Here is a 17,982-nt window from a genome sequence, read left to right as displayed (position 1 = left end):
TATTTTGGTTATTTGATCTATTTCATAATATTAATTAACTATTACGGAGAGTAATTTTTGAGTGATAACTACCCACCATACTTAGTGGGCAGTCAGAATAAGAATTATTTGCTTTTTTGAGCTTGTACTGTGGCAACTGCTACCATATTAATAATACGGCGAACAGATGAAACCGGAGTTAGTATATGAGCTGACTTGCGTAAACCTAATAACATTGGACCAACAGTAATTGCCGTAGCGGTTGCTCGCAAGAGGTTATAGCTAATACGGGCAGATTCCATACTTGGCATTATTAATAGGTTTGCAGCACCTTTTAATGGGCTATCAGGCATAACGTTATCTCGGAGTTCTGGTGAGAGTGCTAAGTCACCGTGAATTTCACCATCAATGATCAGTGCTGGATCTGCTTTTTGTACTAATTCTAACACTTGTTGCATTTTTATGGCACTTGGGCTGTTATGCGATCCATAGTGAGAATGGGAAAGAAGGGCTACCTGTGGCACGATTCCAAAACTGCGTACTTCCTCTGCTGCCATTAAAGTAATTTCTGCTAATTCTTCTGCCGTTGGATTTTCATTAACGAAGGCATCACTGATAAAGATATTGCCTGTTGGTAGATTTAAACTATTGACAGAACCTAAGGTTTTAACATTATCTGCTAATCCAATAATATTGCGTAGAATTTCTAAATGGTGGTGATATGGGCTAACTAAACCACAAATCATCGCATCAGCTTTATCTAGATGAACAAGGGTTGCGGCTAATGCCGTTGGATTATTTAACATTTCGTGACGTGCTAAAGCAGGTGTTACCCCTTTACGTTTTGATAGTTGGTAGTAAGTGTGCCAACATTGTTCAAATAATTCGGCTTGATCAAGATTGATGATCTCAAAATCTTTATTTTCGATGATTTTTAGACCTAATTTTTTGATTTGCTGATTAATAATATTTGATCGTCCAATTAAAATTGGATTTGCAATACCAAGAGTCGATATTTCTTGTACCGCATGTAGGACACGATTGTCTTCACCATCCGTTAATATTACTCGTTTTTTATTTGCTTTTGCCCGAGTAAATAATGGTTTCATAAATAAGGTGCTTTTATAAACAAATTGAGTAAGTTGGTCGATATACGCAGAGAAATCGGGAATCGGTCTTTGAGCAACACCAGTATCCATAGCCGCTTTGGCAACAGCAGGAGCAATTTGAATAATTAATCGTGGATCAAAAGGTTTTGGAATGAGGTAATCTGGACCAAAACTTACTTCTGTTTCACCATAAGCTGAAGTTACTACATCACTTTGTTCAGCCAAAGCAAGATCAGCGATTGCTCGCACTGCAGCAAGTTTCATTTCTTCGTTAATTGTGGTCGCATGAACATCTAATGCACCACGGAAGATGAAAGGAAAACAAAGTACGTTATTGACTTGATTTGGATAATCAGAACGACCAGTACAAATAATTGCATCTGCTCGAGTTGCTTTGGCAACATCAGGTAGAATTTCAGGTACAGGATTAGCTAAAGCAAGAATTAAAGGATTAACTGCCATTGTTTTCAGCATTTCGGGTGTAAGTACCCCTGCCTTTGAACAACCTAAGAAAATATCAGCATTAGGCAGTGCATCCGCTAGAGTACGTTTGCCATCATCCTCAATCGCATAGGCTTGTTTGGTTTCATCTAAAGCCCCACGTCCTTTATAGACAACACCTTTAGAGTCACAAATTGTAATATTTTTTCGTTCAACGCCTAAAGATACTAATAAATTTAAACAAGCGATCGCAGAAGCACCTGCTCCAGAGGCAACGACTTTCACTTCTTTTATCTCTTTTTTCACCACACGTAAACCATTGAGAACGGCAGCAGCACAGATTATCGCTGTACCGTGTTGATCGTCATGGAATACTGGAATATTCATTTTTTCACGTAATTTTTTTTCAATATAGAAACACTCAGGTGCTTTAATATCTTCAAGATTAATTCCACCAAAAGTAGGTTCAAGAGAGGCGATGATTTCAATCAATTTATCTGGATCATGTTCATTAATTTCAATATCGAAAACATCAATCCCTGCAAATTTTTTGAAAAGCACCCCTTTTCCTTCCATCACAGGTTTTCCTGCTAAAGCACCAATATTTCCTAGACCTAAGACTGCTGTGCCGTTAGATATTACAGCAACGAGATTACCTCTTGCTGTATATTTATAAGCTGCATTTGGGTTGTTTTGAATTTCTAAACAAGGTTCGGCGACCCCCGGAGAATAAGCTAAAGCTAAATCTTGTTGCGTTGCGAGAGACTTTGTTGGCACAACTTGGATTTTTCCCGGTACAGGAAATTCGTGGAAATCAAGAGCGGCTTTACGTAATTTTTCGTCCATAACATAATCCTTTAAGGTTAAGATAACGAGGCATATTATAGTCAATTCTTATTTTGATGTTGTGAGATTCCCCACATTTTTATAAAAGAATGTTAAAATTTTGATGAAATAGATACAGAATTTTAAAGAGATGATACTTAATTGTGAAAAGTAGGATATTTAACTTATGCGTTTAGATAAATTTTTAGCCGAGCAAACTGGAATGACACGTTCTCAGGCGACTAAAGTTTTAAGAAAAAATTTGGTTGAGGTAAATGGGATTGTCGTTAAAGATGGTTCGATCAAAATTGGCGCTGAAGATCAGATTCTTTTAGAAGGAGAATTATTATCTTGGGTAGAGGAAGGGCAATATTTTTTATTATATAAACCTCAGGGGTATATTTGTTCGCACGATGATGGTGAGTATCCGACAGTCTATCAATTTTTTGATTATCCATTAGCAGAGCGTTTACATACTGCAGGGCGTTTAGATGTTGATACAACTGGATTGGTTCTATTAACCGATGATGGACAATGGTCACATCGAGTTACCTCTCCAAAACGACAGTGTGAAAAAACATATTTAGTGAGTTTGGCAGATCCCATTGAAGAGCATTATCAACAAGCCTGTGAAGAAGGGATTTTGTTACGAGGTGAAAAAATGCCAACTCGTCCAAGTCGAATTGAAATTTTAGATGATTATAATCTTAATCTTACTATCACCGAAGGGCGATACCACCAAGTAAAACGAATGTTTGCTGCATTAGGAAATAAGGTAATTGCGTTACATCGTTGGAAAATAGGAGATATTGTTTTAGATGCTAGTTTAGATGAAGGAGAATATCGTCCTTTAACCTCAGAAGAAATAGCCAGTTTTTCGTGAAATATTTCTTATTCTTTTATTCTTCACTATAAACTAGAATAAAATCCGTTTACATTTATTCAGTGGGAAAATGATTAGATAGTTATCATAAAATTTCCTGTTATCAAATGGAATAACGTCAATGACTCATTATACTTTGGGAAAGTCAAATAATAGTGCTTTACTTTATCGTTTAATTGAACAACATTCCCCTATATCAAGAATTCAATTAGCAACATTAAGTCAATTAGCACCAGCAAGTGTGACTAAGGTTTGCCGACAATTATTAGCTAAAAAATTGATTAAAGAAGTGGAGTACCAACAATCAACTGGTGGACGGCGAGCTGTTTCTTTGGTGTTGGAGCAACAAAATTGGTTAACTTTATTAATTTCTTTAGATCATAGGCGATTGACATTGGCGGTAATGAATTTAGCTGGGGAATTATTAACACACCAGCAAGTGGTATTACAGGCATTTCATTCTATTAATGAATTAGAACAACAATTATTGGCTGAAATACAGGCTTTTTATCAGGAGCAGGTTACGTTATCTCAATTATTTTTAGCCAGTGCTTTTGTGGTAAATGGTATTGTTGATGAAAAAAATTCCATTGTATATCAGTTACCTAATTTATCATTTGCTAATCCTTGGAATCCAATAAGCGCTTTAAAAAAAATATTATCAATGCCTGTTTATTTAGGTCATTATATTCGTAGTTTAGCGTTGGCTGAATGTTATTTAGGTGGAGCTAAAGCATGCAATGATTTACTGTTCTTGCGTATTCATCATACTCGAGTTGGGGCAGGTATTGTATTTAATCATCAGCTTTTAGCGGGGCATCAATATACTGCTGGAGAATTAGGCCATATTCAGGTTGAACCCGATGGGAAACCGTGTCTGTGTGGTAATATCGGTTGTTTGGAAACGGTGGTGAGTAATCGGGCCATCGAACAACAAATGCAACAGATATTAGATAATCAGGGGAAATTAGAGCCTCACTCTTATAGTATTAGTAATCTTTATCAAGATATTGAACATAATCAAAATGCAAAACAATTAATGAACTATGTTGGTGAGCAGTTAGGGAAAGTATTAGCAATGAGTGTTAATCTATTTAATCCTGAAAAGATTGTTATTTCAGGTGAAATTACTCAAGCTGCTGCGGTGCTTTTTCCTGCAATAAAAAAAGCTTTATCTTGTTATGCTTTATCTAATTTAGCCGAAAATACTTCAATTGAATCTTCCCAATTAAAAAATGAGGAGGTAATTGGTGGTTTTGCTTTAATTAAAAGGGCTTTATGGGAAGGAGATTTATTACAGCAGTACTGTGAGAAGGAATTAAATAACAAAAAAGTGTGATAATAGTGAGCTTAAATTGATGTTTTTTTCATTAAATTGCTTAATCTATATTCGAACAAGCGAAAAAAGCTTTTTTTTGTTAAAAAAGAGTTGACGAGATAGTCTCTTATCAGCATAATTAGCCCCGCAAACGCCATTGAGGCGAATGCACGGAGGCTATGTAGCTCAGTTGGTTAGAGCACAACACTCATAATGTTGGGGTCACAGGTTCGAATCCCGTCATAGCCACCATTTGCGGGAATGGCGAAATTGGTAGACGCGCCAGATTTAGGCTCTGGTTCCGAGAGGTGTGTGGGTTCAAGTCCCTCTTCCCGCACCATTTAAGAGATAAGAATTTTAAGATGGGGTATCGCCAAGCGGTAAGGCACTGGGTTTTGATCTCAGCATTCCTAGGTTCGAATCCTAGTACCCCAGCCATATAAATTCTAATCCCGCTAAATCTTAGATTGGGGTGTCGCCAAGCGGTAAGGCACTGGGTTTTGATCTCAGCATTCCTAGGTTCGAATCCTAGCACCCCAGCCATATATTACTCACTTCTATTTATATTTCTCACTTTTATAATTATTTTCTTTCATTTTATATTGTTGGTAATTTTCTAATCGCTGTTGGTTTGATCTGATAATATGTGGTGTGATGAAGATCACTAACTCACGTTGTTTATGATGTTCACTTTTACTTTGAAATACTTTACCAAGTAATGGGATATCGCCTAGCACAGGGACTTTATTTATTCCTTTATTGAGGATATTTTGTAGAATACCACCTAATACAATCGTTTCACCATTCTTACTGGCAACTTGTGATTTAATTTCTTGTTTATCAATACTGACAATACCTTGAGCGGCTAAAATAGGACGTCCGGGTGAATTTTGACTGACGGTGAGATCTAATAAAATAGTGTCTTGATGAAGTAAGTGTGGAGTAACTTCTAAACCTAACACAGCTTCCCGAAATTCAACTTTGTATGAGTCATTTTTGCTATTGTGGATCAGATAAGGTAATTCAGTACCTTGTTTAATGCTTGCACTACGATGATTAGTGGTTAAAAGATGTGGGCTAGCAATAATTTCAACATTATTTTCTTGTTCTAATGCACGTAACTCTAAATCAAGTAAGCGTCCATGTAATTTTGCAACTTGTAGTGCTAGGGAAGCGGTTATTTTATTATCATTATCAAAATTGACAATAAGTTGATCAGCTAAATTATTAAAGCTATTTGCTTCAAAACTACCATTTATTTTACGTGAGTTTTGAGTAGGCTCAAAAATACCCCAACGAACTCCTAATTCATCAAGGCTATCATTACTGATGGTAACGATTCTTGCTTCAATAGCAATTTGAGTGATCGGTTGATCTAATTGTTCGATGATTTGTTTTATTTGGCTTAATTCGTTTTTTTCAGCTTGTAGGATTACACTATTTGTTCTTTCATCATAGCTACTGCTTTTAACCAGATGGTTTAATGCTTTAGTGAGATCGTTTGCATTAGCATATTTTAATTTAATTACTGCTAATTCAAGTTTTGGAGATGTCATTAAAGCATCGTTATTATCATGATTAGTATCATCAATGATTGAAGTAAAAAAAGGATCTTTTAATTGCCCTTTTGGTGAAGTAGCATAACTAAATGAAATGAAAAAAGAATATATTAGAATGATGCTTAGACAATAGTACATAAAAAAATCTCCTTTAATTAAAAGCAGAATGAAAAAGATGTAATTGTGCAGTTAACTTCTGTTTGTCTTTATTTTTTTGTAGCGAAATTTTTTCTATTTGCCAGCCTTGTGGTAAGGTTTGGAATAATTCAGTTAGAGCATGATAGAGTTCAACATAAGTAGATATGATGTTGATTTCAGCTTGTGCTAGTCCAGAGAATTGCCATTCCCTGCTTAATTTTAGATTTGGATAGCTAAGTGTTAATTGTTCAAGTCGAGTTTCTAGTTCGGTAACATTTCGGGTGATTTGATGTCGATTTTGTTGTTCAGTTTTTTGTTTTAGGGCTTGATAAAGACGGTTTTGAATTTGATTTTTTTGTTCCAGATGGTGCAAAGTTTGCTCTAATTGCTGTTGTTGTAGATGTAACTGGCTAAATTGAAAAAGTGGGTAGGCTAGTGGTAATAAAGCAATCAAAAGTAAGATTAAATAACGTGATAAATGAGATAATTCTAATAAAAACCAAAGAATAGCTGATGGGTGATGAAATTGAAACATTGTTTGATCCTATTTTATGGTGAAGGTTCAAAAGCGATATTAAATTCAAGGACAAAATGGTAACGTTTATCTGTAAGCGAAGTGAAAGAGATAAGTTTAGGCTTATGTTGAGATTGTTTTTCGCTATACCAAAACGTTGGGATTTGTTGTTGGAGTTGTTCTAGTTCAAGTTGATTACCAGCAATACCTTCTAATTGAAATAAAGGGAATTGTTTTTTATTTAATGGGTTAATTGAAAGTTGTACTTGTTGAAGATTGCCTTTGGTTAACGGTAATAGGGTTAGAAATGGGAAAAATTTATTAAGGGTTGTGAGGGAGAGAGCATTTAACTCTAGTTTACCCGCTAATTGTTGGCGTTGCTGTTGTATCATTTTTTCTAAATTTTGTTGTGTTGCAATTAACTGTTGCTTTTTTTGTTGTAATTGTTCTAGTTGATTTTTTCTGTATTGATTACTCTGAAGTACCCAGCCAGTAAGTGGTAGGGTGATAGTTAAGATACATAATACTTGGCAGAGAAATAATCGAATTTGAGAGCGATATAAATGTTGTCGCCAAGGTAATAAATTAATTTGGTTTGGATATGGTTTGTTGAATTTCATACTATTTTCCTTAAAGTCTTATTTTCTATCTATTCCCCATAAAGCACAGCCAAGTGCCAGAAATTTTTCACAACCGATCTCACTTTGAAGATATTCAATACGGCATTGTGGTGGTAAGAAGTCAAAGTTGAGTGTCGGAAGATTGACATTTTGGTAGATTATGCAATGGGATAATGATGGGGTTAATTTTGGGCTAATTTGTTGTGTTATTTGAGAAAAACTAGATTTTGTCGCTAAAGATGATGAAAATGAGAATAAATTTTCAGCTGTTTCTAGTAAAAAATAAAGCTGTTGTTCGGTATAGTAACAAAATAAAGTATCTGTTTGATTAGAGGTTGAAAAATATTTAAAAGCACGTAATAAAACATGAGGAAAAATATCTAACACATTGATTGCTAGTGGTAAAAATTGTTCTGTAATATCAGTAGCATAATTTTTTTTAATAGCATAAAGATCAAGGCGTTGGCCATTAATATTATAATCAAACCAAATCTCTTCATTATCCTGAGGTAATTCTTGCTTAAGTAGATTCATTACATGAAGATAAATTTCATAATTATTGAATTGGTAAGGAATACTTTTTTGAGTATGCCAACAAAGATGTGATGGAATAGAGGTTATTAAGCAACAGTTTTTATATGCTATTTTGAGTTTTTTTAGCACCTCATTAAGATGTTGTTGTAATACTGTTATATCATTTGTTTGAAAAAATCGGATTTTTTCAGCTTCAAACCAAGCAGCATAAAAGCATTGTTGCTTGTAGATTACGCCAATCGGAAAAGTTTGGACTTTTTTTTCGGCTTTACCTTTTGCTTTCATACGATAAGTTCTATACTTAGTGGTTATTAGGAATATAAAGTATTCATTAGAAATATGTTTTAGTGTAAACAGAGAGAGAATTTATCGGTGAAGATCGCAAAATTAATATTTAGTACCTTACTAACCGTTACTTTATTAGGAATAGCGATTGCAGGGAGTGGCTATTTCTATATTAAATCTAAACTTCCAGATGTCAGTTCATTAACAAATATTGAGTTACAACAACCAATGCAGATTTTTACTGCTGATGGAAAATTAATTGGTGAAGTTGGAGAACAACGGCGTATCCCTGTTACCTTAGATCAAGTACCACAACCTTTGATTGATGCTGTAATTGCTACTGAAGATAGCCGTTTTTATGAGCATTATGGTATTGATCCCATTGGTATTATGCGAGCATTAAAAGTCGCTATTATAAATGGTGGGGTTTCTCAAGGTGCAAGTACCATTACTCAACAGGTAGCACGAAATTTTTTTCTATCTTCGCAAAAAACCTTAATTCGAAAAATTAAAGAAGCGGTTTTAGCCATTGAAATTGAACGTACGCTAAGCAAACAACAGATTTTAAGTTTATACCTAAACAAAATTTATTTAGGCTATCGTTCTTATGGCGTTGCGGCTGCAGCTCAAACTTATTTTGGTAAGTCTTTAGATCAATTAAGTTTAAGTGAAATGGCTATGATTGCTGGTTTACCCAAAGCACCGTCAACCTTGAATCCACTTTATTCTTTAAAACGGGCGACTGAACGCCGTAACGTTGTACTTGGGAGAATGTTAGATTTACATTACATTAGCCAAGCAGAATATGAACAGGCGATTAATTCCTCACTAACAGCTGCTTATCACGGCTCAATGCTAGATTTACAAGCAGATTATGTAGTGGAATCAGTACGCCAAGAAATGGTTAAACGCTATGGCGAAGAAATAGCATATACGAAAGGTTTTAAAGTCTATACCACTATTTTATCTGATGCACAGCAAGCAGCCCAAAAAGCATTGCGAGATAATTTAATTGCCTATGACATTAGACACGGCTATCGTGGTGGGCAGCCACTGTGGAAAAAAGGAGAAGAAGCTTGGGATAAGCAACGGATCATTGGTTTTTTACGCAGTCGTCCTAATTCAGATCCATTACAGCCAGCAGCTGTATTAGCAGTGGATAGTAAAGCGGCAACCATACTATTAGCTTCTGGAGAACAAACCCAGTTACTGGCAGAAGGGGCAAAATGGGCGGGACAAATTCAAAAAATCTTGCACGTTGGGGATATGATATGGTTAGAGCAAAATGATAAACAACAGTGGCAGTTACGTCAGATCCCATTAGCTAACTCAGGTTTTGTTTCCTTAAATAGTATTAATGGTGCGATTGAAGCAATGGTCGGAGGATTTAGTTTTCAACGTAGTAAATTTAATCGAGCGACTCAATCTTTAGTTCAAGTTGGTTCTTCAATTAAGCCTTTTATCTATGCAGCAGCTTTAAATAAAGGATTAACTTTAGCGACAATAATTAATGATGCACCAGTAACGATTAGAAAAGTTGGACAGCCGCCTTGGCAACCTAAAAACTCACCTAATCGGTATGATGGGCCAATGCGGTTACGTCAAGGTTTTGGTTTATCAAAAAATGCTGCAATGGTACGGGTTGTACAGTTAATAGGCGTCAATTATATTGCTGATTATTTACAACGCTTTGGTTTTAAGCCAGAGCAATATGTTGCAACCGAAGCGCTTGCTTTGGGAGCCGCCTCTTTTACCCCTTTAGAGATGGCAAGAGGATATGCGGTTTTTGATAATGGTGGTTTTTTAATTAATCCTTATTTAATTAGTAAGATTGTCGATAATGATGCCACTGTTTTTGAAGCAAAACCAAAATTGGCGTGTTTTAGTTGTAGTGATAGCCAAATTCCAGTTATTTATGGTGCGGTACAACCATTAGATTTTTTACAGCAAAAAGTTGATAATTCTGCAACGGCAGGGAGTGGTGAACAGCGATTAAAGGCTGATAGTATTTTAGATGGCGTGGATAATACAGTTGATGCTGTCCCAGATGTTCCTGAATTAGAAACAGAAAATAAACAGTTAGAGAATGCACCTGAATTGTTAGATCAGGATAATCAGGGAGGGTATGCTCCTAGAGTGATTAGCGGTAAAGTTGCATTTTTGATACGAAGTGCTTTAAATTCGGGGATTTATGGTGATGAAAGTAAATCTTGGATTGGCACAAGCTGGCGAGCGAGAGGGTTAAATCGACCTGATATTGGTGGAAAAACGGGGACAACTAATAGTAATAAAGCTGCTTGGTATGTTGGATATGCGGGAGATTATGTTGCTGCGACTTATCTCAGTTTTGATAGCGGAGCGTTAAATTTAGGCAAGAATGAAGGCGGTGGTAAAACAGCTATTCCAGCTTGGATAGAATATTTACAAACCCGCTTGAAAGAGGTGCCTTATCGTCAAGATCCAATACCTGAAGGTATCATTGAATTAAAAATTTCCCCACAAAATGGTTTATTAAGTGATGAAGGGATTGATGAATATTTTATTCAGGGAACAGAACCAACGCAAAAATATATTCAGCAACAAGGATTGCAAATAAAAAATAGTTTAGGTGAAGATGAAGAAATCTTCTAAGATGAATTTGGCTACCTTCATAGGTAGCCTATTTACTTAATTTCCTGAGATAGTGTGGGAAGTCAATAATGCCAACATTGATAGCGTGGGGAAACGTTCACCAAAATTATCCATTTGAAAAAATGCCTCAGCCAATATTAGCTTGGTTAGAAACTAAAATAAGTGATCCAGCCAATAATTTTATTAATCAATCAGTTCAAAATAAAAGATTATTACGTAAAATTGGTTATTTTTTATTGTGGAGGTTATTACATCGCCATCAGCTGGAACATTATTTTAATTATCCTTTCATCAAGAGTGAAAAAGGACGACCTTCTTTCTTAATTCCTGAAAATATCATTCCCAAAATAGATTTTAATTTAAGTCATTCAGGTGATTGGGTTGCAGTAATTGTAAGCATTAATACTAATAATCTATATTCTGGTATTTTAAAAGTAGGAATTGATATTGAGAGTCCACAAAAAAAACGTAATTTTTTACGTTTATTACACTATTATGCAACTGAAAATGAAATTAGATGGTGGCAAAAACAAGTTGATCAAGAGAAGGCTTTTTATCAGAGTTGGTGCTGCCGAGAAGCGATATTAAAAAGTAGTGGAATAGGTATTGTTGGATTGTCAGATGTTATCTTTGAGGCTGAAAATAATAAATTTATTACTCAGCATTGTCCGATAGGCAACGTTATTTTTTTCTCAAAACTACCTTTTTATTTAGCTTGTTTTAGTCAAGAAAATGAGATTAGTTGTTTTGAATGGAATGGTGAATTAACGATAAAAGAGCATTTAGAGGCTAAATTTTTTTCATTAACGATTTGAGAATTGCATTTTAGAAATATTTCCGTTTTAAGTGGTAATGGAGGATAAAATGGAAAAGAATAATTTAATAACCTCTTATTTTAAGAATATAGAAAAAAATAGTGAAGTAACCCTTTTAATTAAGGGCATAACAAAATTATTACAATGGGTCTTGAATTTTGCTTTGATTATTTTAGCTGGGGTTTTATTAATTTTACTTGGTAAACAAATTGTTGAGTTAGTCAATATTGTATTAATAAAAAATGCTGATGACAAAATTGCTTATATCTTAGCTGAACAAATCTTAGTATTTTTCCTTTATTTTGAGTTTTTAGAATTAATTTTAAAGTATTTTAAAGCGGGTTTTCATTTTCCGTTAAGATATTTCCTGTATATCGGTATTACTGCAATGATTCGTTTAATTATTGTTGACCACTCAAATTCAGCTAATACCTTACTTTTTTCAGCTGCAGTTTTAATTATGGTAATTGCATTGCGGATAGTTCGTCCTGATGAAATTAAACAAGAGGAGATGGAAAAATAATGCAGAAACAGTTTATTCAACAATATACACAACAAGATGTTGAAGTAATTGATCGAGATATAGTTTTTGATGGTTTTTATCAAATGCAAAGCGTTAAATTTCGTCATCGTCTTTTTAGTGGTGAGATGAGTGATGTAGTAACTCGGGAATTACTGATTAAAAAATCTGCTGCGGCTGTTTTGGCTTATGATCCGAAGGCTGATAGTGTTGTTTTGATAGAGCAAATTCGGATTGGAGCGGTGTCGTCAAAATCAGCATCCTCACCTTGGTTATTGGAATTAATTGCTGGAATGATCGAAGATGGAGAACAGGCTGAAGATGTTGCAATTCGAGAAAGTCGAGAAGAAGCAGGGATTACGTTGAGATCTCTACAACATATTATCAGTTTTTGGGATAGTCCCGGAGGTATGGTTGAACGTATTCACCTTTTTGTGGGGTTATTAGATAGTCGCCATGTCGGTGGCGTTTATGGTTTAGCCGAAGAACATGAGGATATAAAAGTACATATTATTCCACGAAAAATTGCTTATCATTGGCTATTGGAAGGGAAGATAGATAATGCGATTACCATTATAGGGCTACAATGGTTAGAATTAAATTATCCTCGTTTGCAACAGCAATGGAAAAAATGTGATTAAGGCGACACTTTATACTAAAAGATTGGTAAAAATGTGCGGGAATTAACATTTTGAACAATTTGTTGCTGACTTTTTCAGAGAACAAATTAAAGTAGTTAGTTATCAATTTAATTTTATTTGAGGGGTCAATTGTGTCGGGTATCTATCAACATACTTCAGTTAGTGATGTTGTGAAAGTATTACAACTCACTGATCCACACCTATTTGCAGATTCTAAAGGTGAGCTACTTGGGGTAAATACCTTAGAGAGTTTTAAACAGGTAGTAAGAGAAGTTATTAAGAGTAATTTTGCTTATGAGTTAATTCTTGCAACAGGTGATTTTGTTCAAGATGATAGCCGAGAGGCATATCAACATTTTGTTCAGCAGGTTTCACCATTAATACAACAAACGGATCTAAAACCGCTTTTTTGGTTACCTGGTAATCACGATTTTCAGCCTAATTTGTTAGAAGTATTCCAATACAGTAAAGAGATTTATCCAGAGAAGCATCTTTTATTAGGGGAGTATTGGCAAGTATTGTTGTTAGATAGTCAGGTAGCGGGTGCGGTTTATGGCAAGTTAAGCCAAGAACAGTTACAGTGGTTAGATCAACAACTAGCTTTATATCCTCAACGTCACGCTTTAATTGCATTCCATCATCATTTAGTGCCAACAAATTCTGCGTGGTTGGATCAGCATAATTTACGCAACAGTTACCAGTTACTTGAAATTTTACAACGTCATCAACAGGTTAAAGTTTTAATGTATGGACATATTCATCAGGCTGTGGATACGAATTGGTATGGATATAGAGTTTTAGCAACACCTTCGACTGGTATTCAGTTTAAACCAGATTGTGCACAATTTACTTTAGATAATCTTCAGCCGGGGTGGCGAGAGATAAGTTTATATCCAAATGGTGAGATAGTTACAACTGTGAAAAGAATTGAAGAAAAATTATTTTTACCAAATGTAAATGTAAGTGGTTATTAATTGAAAATTATCCCTGTTAACAGGGATAATTTTTAGAAACAGAAAAAGATAATTAACGTGTTGCGTTTTTCATAATACGATCTTTAGTAAGTTTCCATTCACGATCTTTAATATCTTGGCGTTTATCGTGTTGTTTTTTCCCTTTAGCGATACCAATTTTGACTTTTGCCCAAGCATTTTTCCAGTAAAGTGAAAGTGCTACTATGGTATAACCATCACGATTGGATTTACCAAACAGCGAATCTAGTTCTCTTTTGCTGAGTAATAATTTGCGGGTACGGGTAGGATCACAAACAATATGGGTTGAAGCTACGGTCAACGGTGTGATATTAGCACCAAAGAGAAATGCTTCTCCATTTTTAAAAATAACATAACTATCACCGATGTTTGCTTTCCCTGCACGCAAAGCTTTTACTTCCCAGCCTTGTAAGGCTAAACCTGCTTCAATTTCATTTTCAATAAAATAATCGTGTTTTGCTCTTTTATTTAAAGCAATCGTATTATTTGTTTTCTTTTTCGACATAATCATTAGTGTAGTGAGTATAAACAATTCGCCTTATTTTACCGAATAGCGAATGGAATTACAAAGGACGATCTCAATACTCGCTCCTAAAGGGGGAATAAGATACAATACGGCTATAAAAGTAAATTATTTGAAAAGCATAGCCGCAAAATAGGGAAGATGAATGTTGAAAGCAAACAATTATCCACAGCTAAAAACAACACAGGGTGCTAGGGTGGCAATTATTGATGGTTTAAGAACCCCTTTTGTGAAAAAAAATACTGATTTTAAAGATGTATATGCAAAAGATTTAGGGGCTATGGTAACCAATGAATTATTGAATCGCCTACCTATAGAACGCACCAAGATTGATCAGCTCATTTTTGGGCAAGTGATGCATGATCCCGATGTACCTAATATCTCCCGTGAAATTGCTTTATTATTAAATATGCCTCATTTACCTGCATATACAGTCAGTAATGCTTGTATTACAGGGATTCAAGTATTAGCCAATATGGCAAGTAGTATCGCAATTGGTGCTATTGATTGTGGGATTGCTGGTGCGGCGGATTCTTTTTCTAACGCACCTATTCGTTTAAATTCACGCTTAATCCAACAATTAAAAGATATCTTGAAAGCAAAAACTTACACTGATAAATACCATTTATTGCGACAAATAAAATTACAAGATATTAAATTTAATGCGACAAATTTACGTGATCCACTAACAGGATTATCACTTTCTGATGTTTCAGAACAGCTAGCTTATGATTTTCATCTAAGTCGAGAAGAGTTAGATCAATATGCTGCACGTTCCCATTTATTGGCAAAACAAGCTTGGCAAAGTGGCGTGTTGCGAGAACAAGTTATGGTCTCTTTTCCACCACCTTACACTCAGTTTGTGATTTCAGATAATCATTTTACTAAAAATATAAAACCTCAATTCTATCAAAAGTTTAAACCGTTTAATTCGGCTTATTATGCTACGGCAACGGAATGGAATACTTCTTGTAGTTGTGATGGTGCAGCTGCCATTTTATTGATGAATGAGCAACAAGCGAAAGCGGAGGGACTCACGCCATTAGGTTATATTCGAAGCTATGCTACTGTTGCAACCGATGTTTGGCAGAATATGTTGTGTGGTGCAGTACCAGCAATTGCGATGGTGTTAGAGCAAGCAGGTATTAGTTTACAAGATTTAGATTTAATTGATTTGCATGAAACCTCAGCAGCTCAAGTACTGACTAATTTACGTCTTTTAGATGATCAACAATTTACACAACAAACCCTCAATCGTACTGAAAAAGTAGGGGAAGTTGATATGGATAAATTTAATGTTTGGGGTGGCTCATTAGCTTATGGTAATCCTCGAGCAGTCAGTAGTTTACGTTTGGCTATTCAATCTTTATATGAATTAAAACGTCGTGGTGGACATTTATCTTTAATTGCTTCTTCTAGTCTTGGTGGGTTAGGTGGAGCAATGATCTTAGAGCGAGAATAGTAGTATGGAACAGAAAGAATATATTGAGAATGAACAAGTTAAATTACAAGTCGATCAACATAATATTGCTTTTATCACTATTGATGTCGTTGGGAAAAAAAACAATATATTAGATTTTAATTTTATTCAACAGTTGGATCGAATTATAGATGAGGTTGTTCAACTACCAGTACAAGCCCTTATTTTTCGATCAGCTAAAGTAGAGAATTTTATTCAAGGTTTCGATCTACTCGCATTAGAGCAGCAGGATTTAACTCAACTTGCTGCAATGATTGAACAAGCTCAACAATTAATGTTGAAAATTAAGCGTTTATCGATCCCTACTCTTGCTGCAATTCACGGACACTGTTTTGGTTTAGGATTGGAATTGGCTTTAGCTTGTGATATCCGAGTGGCGACACTTTCTCCGATGACAAAGTTTGCAATGCCACAAGTACGTTCAGGATTATTACCCTTTGCTGGTGGTACTTTTATGCTGTCGCAAACAGTGGGATTAAAAAATGCATTACCTTTGTTATTAACAGGAGAGAAAATTGATGCAAAAATGGCAAAACAGATAAATTTAGTTGATGATGTTGTGCCAGAGAGTTTATTGCAACAAACCGCTATACAATATATTCAAAAGTCAGCAAATTTGGCTAAACCTTTTTTCAAGATTACAAAAGGATTAGAGAAAGTTAGAGTTTTTTTTGAACAGAATAGTTTTACTCGTCGTCAGCTCTTAACTGTTGCAGAAAGCAAAGAGTGGTTAGGTCCTTCTACAAATTACCCCGCCATCACATCACTTATTCAAGTGCTGGAACAGACCTCAATGGCACCAGCTATCAAGGCAGAAAAACAAGCATTCTTAACTTTATTTGAAAGTGATAATTCAAAAGTTTTACGCCAATTAGAACGGACTAAGCGTTTAATGCGATCTCAATATGCAGCGAGATCGCAAGTGCGAGATGTTAAATGTTTGGCGGTAATCGGTGGTGGTTTTATGGGAGCAGGAATTGCTTATATTACTGCACATCGAGCGGGGATTCCTGTCCGAATTAAAAATATTCATCCAGATGGGATCTGTAATGCCTTACATTTAAGTTATCATTTACTCCAAAAGGAAGTCACCAAAGGTCAGTTGACGCTAGGGCAAATGCAACAAAAAATGTATTTAATTAGTGGCGGAGAACGGTTTACAAATACCACCAAAGCTGATTTTGTTATTGAAGCGGTTGATGAAGATTTAGCCTTAAAACAAAAAGTATTGCAAGAAAGTGAAGCTTTATATCGACCAGATACTATTTTTGCTAGTAATACCTCTACTTTGAGTATTGCAGATATTGCCTCAGTTGCTACAAGACCAGAGAATGTCATTGGTTTTCACTATTTTTCACCGATAACCCAACGTAAAATATTGGAAATTATTCCACATTCACATACATCAGAAAAAACGATAGCAACGGCGATTCATTTTGCTAATCAACAAGGAAAAATCCCATTATTAGTAGCGGATAAACCAGGATTTTTTGTTAATCGAATTTTGATCCCTTATTTACTTGAAGCTATTTATTGTTTGCAAGAAGGAGAAACAGTTGAATTTATCGATCGAGCATTACAGGAGTTTGGTTTTAGTATAGGGCCATTAGCTATGCTAGATGATTTTGGTTTAGATCTGATTGCAAAAACAGCACCAACATTAGAACAGCATTATGGAGTACGTTTTAAATTACCTGCCAAAATTGTCGATTTAATTTTAGATAATCGTAAAGGACGAAAAAACCATCGTGGATTTTATCTCTATAATTCTAAAACAGACGAAAGAACAATGGTGGATAAAAGTATTTACCATACAATGAAAACGATAGCAGAGAATAATTTAGAGGCAGAACAAATTGTTCGTCGTTGTATTTTAATGATGTTAAACGAAGCGGCATCTTGTTTACAAGATGGTGTCATTCGTCATATTGATGAAGGGAATATGGCATCTGTATTAGGTGTATTTTTCCCTGAATTTAGAGGAGGAATTTATGCTTATATGCAGCATATTGGTGCAATTTCAATTGTAAACGCATTAAACCAACACGTTAAACTTTACGGTGAGCGTTTTCAACCTTGTCAATGGTTATTAGATCAAGCTGAGCAAGAGCGTCAACAACATCGGTTATAACTTTTTAGCTATACAGTATCAGAAAGCACTTTCTATATGAAAGT

Annotated in this window: 15 protein-coding genes and 4 tRNA genes; 13 read left to right on the top strand and 6 right to left on the bottom strand. The window is 35.2% G+C overall.

Going from position 1 to position 17,982, the window contains the following annotated elements; translation table 11 throughout:
• Nucleotides 1-104: 104 nt before the first annotated feature.
• Nucleotides 105-2,375 (bottom strand): NADP-dependent malic enzyme, encoded by a 2,271-nt coding sequence (locus CEP47_RS07375; RefSeq protein ID WP_261920246.1) that lies wholly within the window; start codon nt 2,373-2,375, stop codon nt 105-107.
• A 166-nt stretch (nt 2,376-2,541) separates the two neighbouring features.
• On the opposite strand from CEP47_RS07375, the gene rsuA reads away from it, so the two are divergent.
• The 6 genes from rsuA (at nt 2,542) to CEP47_RS07345 (ending at nt 5,098) form a co-directional block, all read left to right on the top strand.
• Entirely contained in the window at nt 2,542-3,237 is a 696-nt protein-coding gene (rsuA, locus tag CEP47_RS07370; RefSeq protein ID WP_261920247.1) for a 16S rRNA pseudouridine(516) synthase RsuA, read from the top strand.
• Between the two features lie 121 nt (nt 3,238-3,358).
• Nucleotides 3,359-4,576, top strand: a complete 1,218-nt coding sequence (locus tag CEP47_RS07365) for an ROK family transcriptional regulator (RefSeq protein WP_261920248.1) — start codon at nt 3,359-3,361, stop codon at nt 4,574-4,576.
• 154 nt (nt 4,577-4,730) lie between these two features.
• Nucleotides 4,731-4,807: transfer RNA gene (locus CEP47_RS07360), tRNA-Met, on the top strand.
• 3 nt (nt 4,808-4,810) lie between these two features.
• Nucleotides 4,811-4,895: transfer RNA gene (locus CEP47_RS07355), tRNA-Leu, on the top strand.
• A gap of 23 nt (nt 4,896-4,918) precedes the next feature.
• Nucleotides 4,919-4,993 (top strand) — tRNA-Gln (locus CEP47_RS07350).
• 30 nt (nt 4,994-5,023) lie between these two features.
• Nucleotides 5,024-5,098: transfer RNA gene (locus tag CEP47_RS07345), tRNA-Gln, on the top strand.
• 14 nt (nt 5,099-5,112) lie between these two features.
• Here the strand turns inward: CEP47_RS07345 and pilQ are convergent.
• From pilQ to CEP47_RS07325, 4 genes are read right to left on the bottom strand one after another with little or no spacing between them, the layout of a single operon-like run.
• Nucleotides 5,113-6,252 carry a type IV pilus secretin PilQ gene (gene pilQ, locus CEP47_RS07340; protein ID WP_261920249.1) on the bottom strand — a complete coding sequence of 380 codons (1,140 nt, stop codon included), beginning with the start codon at nt 6,250-6,252 and terminating at the stop codon, nt 5,113-5,115.
• A gap of 13 nt (nt 6,253-6,265) precedes the next feature.
• Nucleotides 6,266-6,787 (bottom strand): hypothetical protein, encoded by a 522-nt coding sequence (locus CEP47_RS07335; RefSeq protein WP_261920250.1) that lies wholly within the window; start codon nt 6,785-6,787, stop codon nt 6,266-6,268.
• Between the two features lie 14 nt (nt 6,788-6,801).
• Nucleotides 6,802-7,386, bottom strand: coding sequence for a hypothetical protein (locus CEP47_RS07330; protein WP_261920251.1), 585 nt, complete (start codon nt 7,384-7,386; stop codon nt 6,802-6,804).
• Nucleotides 7,387-7,404: 18 nt separating this feature from the next.
• Entirely contained in the window at nt 7,405-8,205 is an 801-nt protein-coding gene (locus CEP47_RS07325) for a hypothetical protein (RefSeq protein WP_265482646.1), read from the bottom strand.
• 87 nt (nt 8,206-8,292) lie between these two features.
• On the opposite strand from CEP47_RS07325, the gene CEP47_RS07320 reads away from it, so the two are divergent.
• From CEP47_RS07320 to cpdA, 5 genes are all read left to right on the top strand, one after another.
• Complete coding sequence (locus tag CEP47_RS07320) at nt 8,293-10,836, top strand: penicillin-binding protein 1A (protein ID WP_261920253.1); 2,544 nt, start codon at nt 8,293-8,295, stop codon at nt 10,834-10,836.
• Nucleotides 10,837-10,904: 68 nt separating this feature from the next.
• Nucleotides 10,905-11,651: a 4'-phosphopantetheinyl transferase family protein gene (locus CEP47_RS07315; RefSeq protein ID WP_261920254.1), complete on the top strand. Its 747-nt coding sequence runs from the start codon at nt 10,905-10,907 to the stop codon at nt 11,649-11,651.
• 88 nt (nt 11,652-11,739) lie between these two features.
• Nucleotides 11,740-12,174, top strand: a complete 435-nt coding sequence (gene psiE / locus CEP47_RS07310) for a phosphate-starvation-inducible protein PsiE (protein ID WP_261920959.1) — start codon at nt 11,740-11,742, stop codon at nt 12,172-12,174.
• On the top strand, nt 12,174-12,812 hold the full coding sequence (gene nudF / locus CEP47_RS07305) for an ADP-ribose diphosphatase (protein ID WP_261920255.1): 639 nt from the start codon (nt 12,174-12,176) through the stop codon (nt 12,810-12,812). The genes psiE and nudF overlap by 1 nt, the downstream gene beginning before the upstream one ends.
• Nucleotides 12,813-12,943: 131 nt before the next feature.
• Nucleotides 12,944-13,786 carry a 3',5'-cyclic-AMP phosphodiesterase gene (cpdA, locus tag CEP47_RS07300; protein WP_261920256.1) on the top strand — a complete coding sequence of 281 codons (843 nt, stop codon included), beginning with the start codon at nt 12,944-12,946 and terminating at the stop codon, nt 13,784-13,786.
• Nucleotides 13,787-13,838: 52 nt separating this feature from the next.
• On the opposite strand, the gene smpB is transcribed toward cpdA, so the two are convergent.
• Nucleotides 13,839-14,309 carry an SsrA-binding protein SmpB gene (smpB, locus tag CEP47_RS07295; RefSeq protein WP_261920257.1) on the bottom strand — a complete coding sequence of 157 codons (471 nt, stop codon included), beginning with the start codon at nt 14,307-14,309 and terminating at the stop codon, nt 13,839-13,841.
• A gap of 163 nt (nt 14,310-14,472) precedes the next feature.
• Here smpB and CEP47_RS07290 point away from each other — a divergent pair, with 163 nt between their 5' ends.
• Together CEP47_RS07290 and CEP47_RS07285 are read left to right on the top strand one after the other, a co-directional pair.
• The gene (locus CEP47_RS07290; RefSeq protein ID WP_265482645.1) at nt 14,473-15,789 is read left to right on the top strand and encodes an acetyl-CoA C-acyltransferase; all 1,317 of its coding nucleotides are present in this window, start codon (nt 14,473-14,475) and stop codon (nt 15,787-15,789) included.
• A gap of 4 nt (nt 15,790-15,793) precedes the next feature.
• Nucleotides 15,794-17,938 carry a 3-hydroxyacyl-CoA dehydrogenase NAD-binding domain-containing protein gene (locus CEP47_RS07285; RefSeq protein WP_265482644.1) on the top strand — a complete coding sequence of 715 codons (2,145 nt, stop codon included), beginning with the start codon at nt 15,794-15,796 and terminating at the stop codon, nt 17,936-17,938.
• Nucleotides 17,939-17,982: the final 44 nt, after the last annotated feature.

It is taken from the genome of Mergibacter septicus (assembly GCF_003265225.1).
Taxonomy (GTDB): Bacteria; Pseudomonadota; Gammaproteobacteria; order Enterobacterales; family Pasteurellaceae; genus Mergibacter; species Mergibacter septicus.
This window is presented reverse-complemented; position numbering and strand designations above follow the sequence as displayed.